General features: G+C 74.0%; 10 protein-coding genes. 1 reads left to right on the top strand and 9 read right to left on the bottom strand.

Annotated features, from left to right (window positions below):
- Positions 1 to 87: 87 nt before the first annotated feature.
- From ACFWXO_RS40775 to ACFWXO_RS40735, 9 genes are all read right to left on the bottom strand, one after another.
- Positions 88 to 780 (bottom strand): class F sortase, encoded by a 693-nt coding sequence (locus ACFWXO_RS40775; protein ID WP_380531181.1) that lies wholly within the window; start codon positions 778 to 780, stop codon positions 88 to 90.
- A gap of 110 nt (positions 781 to 890) precedes the next feature.
- Positions 891 to 1,358, bottom strand: a complete 468-nt coding sequence (locus ACFWXO_RS40770; RefSeq protein WP_375885925.1) for a hypothetical protein — start codon at positions 1,356 to 1,358, stop codon at positions 891 to 893.
- A gap of 351 nt (positions 1,359 to 1,709) precedes the next feature.
- A complete protein-coding gene (locus tag ACFWXO_RS40765; RefSeq protein ID WP_030287701.1) occupies positions 1,710 to 2,003 on the bottom strand; it encodes a TcmI family type II polyketide cyclase in 294 nt (97 codons plus the stop codon).
- 32 nt (positions 2,004 to 2,035) lie between these two features.
- The gene (locus ACFWXO_RS40760) at positions 2,036 to 2,491 is read right to left on the bottom strand and encodes an SRPBCC family protein (RefSeq protein WP_375885927.1); all 456 of its coding nucleotides are present in this window, start codon (positions 2,489 to 2,491) and stop codon (positions 2,036 to 2,038) included.
- 1 nt (position 2,492) lies between these two features.
- Positions 2,493 to 2,753, bottom strand: coding sequence for an acyl carrier protein (locus ACFWXO_RS40755; RefSeq protein WP_375885930.1), 261 nt, complete (start codon positions 2,751 to 2,753; stop codon positions 2,493 to 2,495).
- A 43-nt stretch (positions 2,754 to 2,796) separates the two neighbouring features.
- Positions 2,797 to 4,038 carry a beta-ketoacyl synthase N-terminal-like domain-containing protein gene (locus ACFWXO_RS40750; protein ID WP_380531176.1) on the bottom strand — a complete coding sequence of 414 codons (1,242 nt, stop codon included), beginning with the start codon at positions 4,036 to 4,038 and terminating at the stop codon, positions 2,797 to 2,799.
- A gap of 5 nt (positions 4,039 to 4,043) precedes the next feature.
- Entirely contained in the window at positions 4,044 to 5,300 is a 1,257-nt protein-coding gene (locus tag ACFWXO_RS40745; RefSeq protein WP_375885935.1) for a beta-ketoacyl-[acyl-carrier-protein] synthase family protein, read from the bottom strand.
- Entirely contained in the window at positions 5,297 to 5,740 is a 444-nt protein-coding gene (locus ACFWXO_RS40740; protein WP_380531173.1) for a cupin domain-containing protein, read from the bottom strand. Before ACFWXO_RS40740 ends, ACFWXO_RS40745 begins: the two co-directional genes overlap by 4 nt.
- Before the next feature lie 32 nt (positions 5,741 to 5,772).
- On the bottom strand, positions 5,773 to 6,939 hold the full coding sequence (locus ACFWXO_RS40735; protein WP_380531170.1) for a SchA/CurD-like domain-containing protein: 1,167 nt from the start codon (positions 6,937 to 6,939) through the stop codon (positions 5,773 to 5,775).
- A gap of 302 nt (positions 6,940 to 7,241) precedes the next feature.
- Here ACFWXO_RS40735 and ACFWXO_RS40730 point away from each other — a divergent pair, with 302 nt between their 5' ends.
- The gene (locus tag ACFWXO_RS40730; RefSeq protein WP_375885942.1) at positions 7,242 to 8,867 is read left to right on the top strand and encodes an FAD-dependent oxidoreductase; all 1,626 of its coding nucleotides are present in this window, start codon (positions 7,242 to 7,244) and stop codon (positions 8,865 to 8,867) included.
- Positions 8,868 to 8,974 lie beyond the last annotated feature (107 nt).

Below are 8,974 nucleotides of genomic sequence, written 5' to 3'. Positions count from 1 at the left end.
GTGTTGTGTGTTTTGTGTTGTGTTTGTGTTTTTTTTGTGTGTGGTTGTTTCTGTTGTGTTGTGGGTTGGTGGGGTCGGTCGGGGTGTTCAGGCCTTGTGGGAGGACTCCAGGTGGGCGAAGACCACCACGTTGTCCAGATAGTCCCGGCGCTTCTTGTCGTAGGTGCCGCCGCAGGTGATCAGGCGGAGCTGGGCGTCCGGGGTCCTGCCGTAGACCTTCTGGTCGGGGAAGGCGTTCTTGGCGAAGGTCTCCACGTTGTCGACCGAGAAGACGGCGACGGTGCCGTCGGCGCGGCTCACCTCGACCTTGTTGCCGGGCAGCAGCAGGCTCAGCAGCAGGAAGACCGCCGGGCCCTTGGTGGTGTCGACGTGGCCGGCGACCACCGAGCTGCCGCGCTCGCCCGGGGTGACGCCGTCGCGGTACCAGCCGACCAGGTTCTTGTCGTCCGGCGGGGGCGCGTTGAGCTGTCCGGCCGGGCCCAGGGCGAGTTCGGTGAACGGGGCGTCGACGGCGATCTGCGGGATCCGCAGCCGGGTCGGCTTGGACCGCTTGAGCACCGGCGCGCCCGGCGCCGCGGGCGGGGCCGTGGCGCCGGCGGTGGCCGCCGCGGGGCCGGGGACGGCGGGGGCGGCCGCCGCCGGGGGAGCGGCCTGGCCGGCCGCCTGGTCCTCGGCGGGGCCGGTGTCCACCGAGTTGTAGATCAGCAGCAGGCCGACCGCTGCCGCGCCCATCCCGCCGCGCAGCAGCCTGGGCATTCCGGAGCCGGGACCGCCGGTCATCCGTGTCCTCCGCTCGAAGTGCTTCGTGGGGAGCCTGTTCCGCAACGGCCCGCCGCCCCCGTGCGCCCCGCCCGGGAGGGGGGAGCGCCCAGAGGCGGCGGTGGCGGACGTCAGACGGCTGCGGCGCCGGAGGTGCGACGGCCGCGGCGCAGCGCGATCGCACCGGCCCCGAGGCCGCCGAGCAGCAGCACCGCGCCGGAGGCGAGGCCGCCGCCGGACAGTGCCAGGCCGCCGCCGCCGGTGTGCACGCCGCCGTGCGGGGTGTGCTCCTCCTCCCGGCCGTCGGAGCCCTTGCCCTCGGAGCCCTTGTGCTCGCCGGAGCCCTTGCTGTCCGAGCCCTTGTGCTCGCCGGAGCTCTTGCCGTCGGAGCCCTTGCTGTCGGAGCCCTTGTGCTCGCCGGAGCTCTTGTCGTCGTAGCCCTTCGAACTGTCGGAGCCGCCCTTCTCGGGCTGCTTCTCCTGCCAGGTGAGGTTCTTGCCCTGGTCCGAGGAGGAGCCGTCGGCGAAGGCCATGGGGGTGCCGACGGTGAGGACGGCGGCGACGGCCGCTCCGGCGAGCAGCGTGCGTGCAGAACGCATGAGGATGATCCTTCCGGCGCGTGGGCCGCGACCGCCGGCACGGTGCCGGTCAGGGGACTCGCGAACAAGTGGCGCCTGATCCACCGTCAACCAGGGTGGGGCCGCCTGCCACCCGAGCGTGGCAGCTCCGGTACGGAGAGTGCGCCCTTCGGGTGGAGTCCGGGGCGTGTTCACCCGGGTGGCCCGGCGATCCGGGTGATTCGGATTCGAGGCGGGGTGGTAGTGGTGCGCGCACGCACCGGCCCGCCTGCGGCGTGGCGCACGCACGGGCCCGCCCCCCGCGTGGCGCGAGCATGGGCCCGCCCCCGGCGTGGTGCCGGGGGCGGGCCCAGAGCGGAGCGGGGACGCGGCTCAGCGGTCCCAGCGGTAGAACTCGCGCGCCATGGCGTCCTTCGGCTCGCGCCAGGTGGCCGGGTCGTAGGCCTGGACGAAGGCGGTCAGGCGGTCGCTGACGGTCCGGAACTCCGGGTGGCCGAGGACCTTGGCGACGGCCGGGCCCGGCGGGCGGTCGGCCTCGATCAGGTGCAGGTAGACGTCGCCGAACTGGAAGAGGCTGCGCCCGGTGACGCCGATCAGGTGCGGCAGTTCGCCGCGGTCGGAGTCGGCGAACACCTCGGCGATGTCCGGGGCGGCCTCGGGCTTCATCCGTGCGACGATCAGTGCGCGGTGGGCGCCGGTCACTGCTCGGCCGCCCGCTTCTCGACCTTCTCGCGGATCAGCTGCAGCTGGATCCGGGAGTTCTTGTTGATGTGGTTGACCATGCCGTCGTCGTCCACCGGCGCGGTGGGCTTCATCGCGAAGTCCTGGACCCAGCGCATCCGGGTGCCGGCCGGGACCTCGGCGTACTCCCAGTGGATCTCCATGAACTCGAACGGTCCGGGCTCGACCCGGCGGGCGTTGACCTCCAGCGACGACCGGTCGGTGGTGCGTTCGGAGACCCAGCTCCACACCTGGCCGTTCTCGTCGGGGTGCATGGTGAGCCGGAACTGCACCCGGTCGCCGTCGCGCTCCAGCACCTCGACCGAGGCGTACTCGCTGAAGAGGTCCGGCCAGTTCTCCAGGTCGTTGGTCATCTCCCAGACCAGGTCGAGCGGGGCGTTGATGACGATCTCGTTGTCGGTGTGTCCGGGCATCTCAGGCACCCGCCTTCGCGGCGAGGGAGGTGTTGACCAGCTCCAGGAACTCGGCCGGGGTCTTGGCGGACTCGGCGCCGGAGGTGACCTTGAGGCTGTGCCGGTTCTCCAACTCGCCGACGATGCCGAGGAGTCCGAGCGAGTCGACGCCGAAGTCGTCGAACTGCGCGCCCGGCTGCTCCAGGTCGTTCGGGGCGACGGTGACGCCGGCCCGGGCCTGGAGCAGGGCGGCCAGCTCGGGATAGCTGAGGGTGTTGCTCACGGGGTTCCCTTCGAGGAGGTCCAGTGGATCGGGGGTGCGGGGGTCAGGTCGGCTCCCCGCGGCGGAGCACCAGCGCGGAGTTGGAGCCCATCAGCCCGCGGCTGAGCACCAGCGCGGTGCGCAGTTCGGCCGGGCGGGCGCGGCCGGTCACCAGGGCGAGGTCGTGGCAGACCTCGGTGACGTTGGGGGTGGGCGGCAGCACGCCGTCCTCCATGGCGAGCACGGCGGCCGCGACGTCCAGCATCGGGGCGCCGCAGTAGGCCCGCCCGGTGCCGGCCTTGGGGGCGGTGACCGGGACGCGCTCGGCGGCCGGGCCGAGCGCGTCGACCAGCGCCAGGGCCTCGGCCCGGTCGGCGGCGGGGACGCCGAGCGCGTCCGCGAAGACCACGTCGATCTCCTCGGGCGCGATCCGGGCCTCGTCCAGCGCGATCCGGATCGCCGCGGCCAGTCCCTCCCGGGACTGCTCCCAGCGGGAGGCCCCGGTGAAGGTGGCGCCGTGTCCGGCCAGGTGGGCCCGGACGGCGGCGCCGCGCCGGCGGGCCGCCGACTCGTCCTCCAGCAGCAGCATCGCGCCGCCCTCGGCGGGGGCGAAGCCGCAGGCCTGCGCGGTGAACGGCAGGTAGGCGGCCTCCGGCCGGTCGGCCAGGCTCAGCTCGGGGTAGCCGAGTTGGCAGACCATGGAGTACGGCGCGAGCGGGGCCTCGGCGGCGCCGACCACCACGGCGTCGGTGCCGCGCTCGACCGAGCGGGCGGCGTGCGCGAGCGCGTCCAGGCCGCCGGCCTCGTCGCTGGCGACCACCCCGCACGGGCCCTTGTAGCCGCCGCGGATCGAGATCTGGCCGGTGCTGGCCGCGTAGAACCAGGCGATGGACTGGTACGGGCCGACGAACCGCGGCCCCTGGCCCCAGAGTTGCTGGAGTTCGCGCTGGCCGAACTCGCCGCCGCCGGAGCCGGCCGCGGTCACCACGCCGACCGCGAAGGGCCGTTCGGGATCGGGCCGGAACCCCGCGTCGGCCACCGCCAGGTCGGCGGCGGCCATCGCGTAGTGGGTGAAGCGGTCGGTCTGCACGAGGTAGCGGCTGTCGATCACCGACTGCGGCTCGAACTCCCGCACCTCGCCCGCGACCCTGAGCGGCAGCTCGGTGCAGCCCTCGCGGGATATCCGGTCGAGGACGCTCACGCCCTGCCTGGTGGCCTTCCAGAAGGCGTCGGCCCCGACACCGTTCGGTGCCACCACGCCGAGACCGGTGACGACCGCCCGGCGGCCCTGCTGACGTGACGTCATGGAACTCACCCCGTTCTGTTGAGCACGACGGCGGACTGGAATCCGCCGAATCCGCTGCCGACCGAGAGGATGTGGCTCAGCGGCAGCTCGCGCGCGGTGCGCGGCACGTAGTCGAGGTCGCACTCCGGGTCCGGAGTCTCGTAGTTGGCGGTCGGCGGCACCACGCCGTGGGCGAGTGCCAGGGTGCAGGCGACCACCTCGATCGCGCCGATCGCGCCCAGCGAGTGCCCGACCATCGACTTGATCGAGCTCATCGGCGTCTCGAAGGCGTGGCCGCCCAGCGAGCGCTTGACCGCGGCGGTCTCGTGCCGGTCGTTCTGCTTGGTGCCCGAGCCGTGCGCGTTGACGTAGTCGACGTCGCCGCGGTCGACCTTGGCGTGGTCGAGCGCGTGGTCGATCGCCCGTGACATCTCCAGCCCCTCCGTGGTGAGGCCGGTCATGTGGTAGGCGTTGCCGAAGGTGGCGAAGCCGCCGATCTCGCCGTAGATCCGGGCGCCGCGGCGGCGGGCGTGCTCCAGCTCCTCCAGCACCAGGACGGCGCCGCCCTCGCCGAGGACGAAGCCGTCCCGGTGGGCGTCGAAGGGGCGGGAGGCGTGCTCCGGGTCGTCGTTGCGCTCGCTGGTGGCCTTGATGGCGTCGAAGCAGGCGACGGTGATCGGCGAGATCGGGGAGTCGGAGGCGCCGGCGACGCAGATGTCGGCGCGTCCCTCCTCGACCGCCTGGAAGCCGTAGCCGATCGCGTCCAGGCCGGAGGTGCAGCCGGTGGAGACGGTCTGCACCGGGCCGTGCGCGCCGACCCGCTCGGCCACCGCGGAGGCCAGCGTGCTGGGCGCGAAGGCCCGGTGCAGGTGGGGCTCGGCGTGCCGGTGGTCCACGTCCCAGCGCGCGCCGGAGGCGCTGACCAGGGCGTAGTCGTGCTCCAGCCGGGTGGTGCCGCCGACGGCGGTGCCGAGCGAGACGGCGATCCGCCACGGGTCCTCGGCGGCCAGGTCCAGACCGGCGTCGGCGACCGCCTCGGCGGCCGCGACCATCGCGAACTGCACGTAGCGGTCGGCCCGTCGGACCTCCTCCGGGCTCAGCCCGTGGGCGGCCGGGTCGAAGTCGCACTCGGCCGCGATCCGGGAGCGGAACCCGGCCGGGTCGAAGAGGGTGATGCCCCGGGTGGCGGTGCGGCCGGCCGTCAGGAGGTCCCAGAACGCGGGGATCCCGATCCCTCCGGGCGCGACCACGCCGATCCCCGTGACGGCGACCCGCCGTGTCACGAGGCCACCTTGGCGTGTTCCGGGGGGTCGGCGGGGGCGGACCCCCCGGCGCCGGAGGTCTCCTCGGTGCTCACGTGGCCCAGGTCGGGGCGGGGCGCGAGCGGGCCGCAGTGGAAGACCATCCGGGCCTCGGTGTCGCCGACGTTGCGGAAGCGGTGGCGCATGTTGATCGGGATCATCAGGCCCTGGTCGGGCTTGAGCGGCCGGGTCTCCCCGTCCAGGTCGACCTCCAGGTCGCCGGAGACGACGAACACGAACTCCTCGGAGTACGGGTGGTAGTGCTCGTTGATCCGCTCGCCGGGCCCGATGATGGCCAGGCCCATGAAGCCGCTGGTCGCCCCGCAGCTGGGCGGGGTGAGCATGGTGCGCAACAGGGCGCCGTGGCGGCGGTTCTCCGGGGCCTCGTCGACGTTGATGATCGGCGGGAACTGCGTGGTCATGATGGCTTTCCTCCGGGAGGGCTGGCCGGGTGTCAGTCGTTCTGCGAGCTGCGGTCGGTGACCGGGCTCATGGCGCGGGCGGCGAGGAACGCGCCCAGGCCCGCGGCGGTGCGCAGGTCCCCGGCGGGGCCGAGGTCGAGCAGGGCGGCCAGTTCGGCGGCCTCCTGGTCGCCGGCCACGCCGAGCGCGGCGGCGGCCTCGGCCTCGGCCGGCACCCGGAGGTCGACCAGGCGCACCACGGTGTCCTCGCGCTGGAAGACGATGGCCGCGGCGACCGGGCCGGTCGGGTCGGCGGTGGCGAGGTTGTCGTGGTCGAAGAGCAGCTCGGCGACGGCCGGCCCCTGGCCCGGGCGCACCGGGTAGAGCACGGCGTGCCGGTGCAGCCGCCCGGAGGAGGGGGAGCTGGCGATCGCCTGGTGCCGGGCGGGCAGCGCGGCCTTGGCGAAGAAGGCCCGGGCGGACTGCGGGTCGCCCAGCTGCCGGGCCTCCTCCAGGTACGGGTTGAGCTCCTCCTCGACCGCCCGCACCTCGGGCTGCATCGCCACGTGGCGCAGCGCGTCGCCGAGGTTGCCGACCACCTCGACCGCGCGCACCACCCGGTTGCCGTGCATGAACAGCGAGGTGCGGCGCAGCCGGGTGTGCTCGTCCACCTCGGCCCGGGGCGAGGTGTAGCCGGACAGGATCCGGGCCACCTCGGCCTCGCTGCCGGGCTTGACGGTGAAGGTCAGCGCGTGGCGCACCACGCCGTCCGGGCCCGGGTCGGCCCGCGGCGGGCCGACGTGCCCGGCGGGCTCGCTGCGCGGCAGGCCGGGCGGCACCTCCATCGGGGCCCTGGTGCCGGTGGACCCGGCCGCCGAGGTCTCCCGCAGCACCGCGTAGCGCAGCGAGCGGAAGTTGTCGCTGACGCAGCCGTGCATCGGCTTGACCATCTCGCGGTGGGCGGGGCTGTCCACCCACTGCAGGAAGGTCTCCTGGTCCTGCCACTCGCTGGTGATCAGCCACTGGCGGGGGTCGTTGATGGACTGGCACAGCTGGTCGCTGACATGGCCGGGCACCGAGGCCACCTGGTGGCGCAGTTGCTCGTAGACGTCGAGGAAACGCTGCTGGGCGCCGTCCTGGATCTCCAGCATCAGCACCACCCTCAGCCGGGTGTCGGATTCCTCGTGCTGCTTCGGCTGCGGTTCGGACAGAGTCGTCATGATCCACTTTCTGCTCTTGGCCGCACGCGGCGGGCCGTGGCGGCCGCGTCCGGCGGGTGCTCCCGGCTGGGGGAGGGCGGTGCGGTGGCGGTCGGCCCGGGGCGCTCGGCGCCAGGCCTGAGGTCGATCGTGAGCGGCCGACCGGGCGCGGCGCGAGATTTGCGGGCCATCCGGGCGAAGGGGCGGCACAGGCCCCCTCGGGCGGGGGATGGAAGAGCGGGGCCCGGCTGAGCGGGCCCGTCCAGGGCGGCGCCGAGTCCAGTCGCCGGGCCGCGGAATCCCCTTACAGGGTGGAGCAATTGATGAATCCGAAGGTGGACGAACGGGTGCCGGTCCTGATCGTGGGCGGCTCCCTGGTCGGGTTGTCGGCCTCGCTGTTCCTCGGTCGGCTGGGTGTCCGGCACCTGCTGGTCGAGAAGCACGCCGACACCTCGCACCACCCGCGCGGGCGCGGCAACAACGTCCGCACGATGGAGCTGTACCGGGTGGCCGGGATCGAGCCGGCGATCCGTGAGGCGGCCTCGGTGCTGGCCCCGAACCACGGCATCCTGCAAGCGCCCTCGCTGACCGGCGAGGAGCAGGAGTGGCTGTTCCGGGAGATCGACCCGGGCGGGCGGCTGGCCCGGTTCAGCCCCAGCTCCTGGTGCCTGTGCAGCCAGAACGACCTGGAGCCGGTGCTGCTGCGGTCGGCCCGCGACCTCGGCGCGGACCTGCGGTTCAGCACCGAGCTGATGTCCTTCGAGCAGGACGCCGACGGCGTCACCTCGGTGCTGCGCAGCCGGGAGACCGGCGAGGAGCGGGTGGTGCGCTCGGAGTACCTGATCGCCGCGGACGGCCCGCGCAGCCCGGTCCGGACCGGCCTGGGCATCGGCCGGACCGGCAAGGGCGAGCTGTTCCACAACGTCAGCATCACCTTCCGGGCCAAGCGGCTGGCCGACGTGGTCGGCGACCGGCACTTCATCGCGTGCTACCTGACCAACCCGGAGGCGGACGGCGCGCTGCTGCCGGTGGACAACCAGTCCGAGTGGGTCTTCCACGCGCCCTGGCACCCCGAGCACGGCGAGCCCCTGGAGGCCTTCACCGACGAGCGCTGCGAACGGCACATCCGCACCGCCGTCGGCCTGCCCGAGCTGGACGTCGAGGTGACCGGCAAGGCGCCCTGGCACGCCGCCGAACGGGTCGCCGAGCGGTACGGCGTCGGCCGGGTCCTGCTCGCCGGGGACTCCGCCCACGAGATGTCCCCGACCGGCGCGTTCGGCTCCAACACCGGCATCCAGGACGCCCACAACCTGGCCTGGAAGCTGGCCGCGGTGCTCTGCGGCTGGGCCGGGCCCGGCCTGCTGGAGACGTACGGGCAGGAGCGCCGCCCGGTCGCCGAGGTCACCGGCGAGCGCGCCTCGGCCCGCTCCGCCGAGCACAGCCACCCCGGCTACGCGGTCGTCCCCGGCGTCGGGCGGCAGGCCGGGGTGCTGTCGGTGGCGCTGGGCTACCGCTACCCGCGGGGCGCGGTGGTCGGTACCGACCCGCAGGGTGCGGTCGTCCCGGAGCAGTTCGAGTCGGCGGGCGAGCCGGGCAGCCGGGCCCCGCACCAGTGGCTGCTGTGCGCGGGCGTGCGGCTGTCCACGCTGGACCTGTACGAGCAGGCGATGGTGCTGCTCACCGACCCCGAGGGCGCGGCCTGGCAGCAGGGCGCCCGGCGGGCGGCGGACCGGCTGGCCGTCCCGCTGGACGCCTACCGGATCGGCGACGGCGCCGAGGACGACCTGGCGCCGGAGCCGGGCAGCGACTTCGCCGCCCTGCACGGGGTGGGCCCGGGCGGTGCGCTGCTGGTGCGCCCGGACGGCTTCGTCGCCTGGCGCTCGCCGGGGCCGGTCGAGGATCCGGAGGCCGAGGTGGAGGCCGCGCTGCGGGCGGTGCTGGACCTCTGAACCTCTGACGCGCGCGGACGGGGGCGGCGCCGCGGGCCGGGCCGCGGGCGGGGGGGGCCCCGACGCCCCGTTTCAGGAGCACCACTTGAGCGAGCGCAAGACCCGCC

Source organism: Kitasatospora sp. NPDC059088, from assembly GCF_042738155.1.
Taxonomy (GTDB): domain Bacteria; phylum Actinomycetota; class Actinomycetes; order Streptomycetales; family Streptomycetaceae; genus Kitasatospora.
The sequence above is the reverse complement of the archived record's forward strand: the minus strand, read 5'-3'. Positions and strand labels throughout refer to the sequence as shown.

Coding starts and splice junctions, on each gene's coding strand:
- ACFWXO_RS40775 (WP_380531181.1), bottom strand. CDS start 780: ATGACCGGCGGTCCCGGCTCCGGAATGCCCAGGCTGCTGCGCGGCGGG.
- ACFWXO_RS40770 (WP_375885925.1), bottom strand. CDS start 1,358: ATGCGTTCTGCACGCACGCTGCTCGCCGGAGCGGCCGTCGCCGCCGTC.
- ACFWXO_RS40765 (WP_030287701.1), bottom strand. CDS start 2,003: ATGAAGCCCGAGGCCGCCCCGGACATCGCCGAGGTGTTCGCCGACTCC.
- ACFWXO_RS40760 (WP_375885927.1), bottom strand. CDS start 2,491: ATGCCCGGACACACCGACAACGAGATCGTCATCAACGCCCCGCTCGAC.
- ACFWXO_RS40750 (WP_380531176.1), bottom strand. CDS start 4,038: ATGACGTCACGTCAGCAGGGCCGCCGGGCGGTCGTCACCGGTCTCGGC.
- ACFWXO_RS40740 (WP_380531173.1), bottom strand. CDS start 5,740: ATGACCACGCAGTTCCCGCCGATCATCAACGTCGACGAGGCCCCGGAG.
- ACFWXO_RS40735 (WP_380531170.1), bottom strand. CDS start 6,939: ATGACGACTCTGTCCGAACCGCAGCCGAAGCAGCACGAGGAATCCGAC.
- ACFWXO_RS40730 (WP_375885942.1), top strand. CDS start 7,242: ATGAATCCGAAGGTGGACGAACGGGTGCCGGTCCTGATCGTGGGCGGC.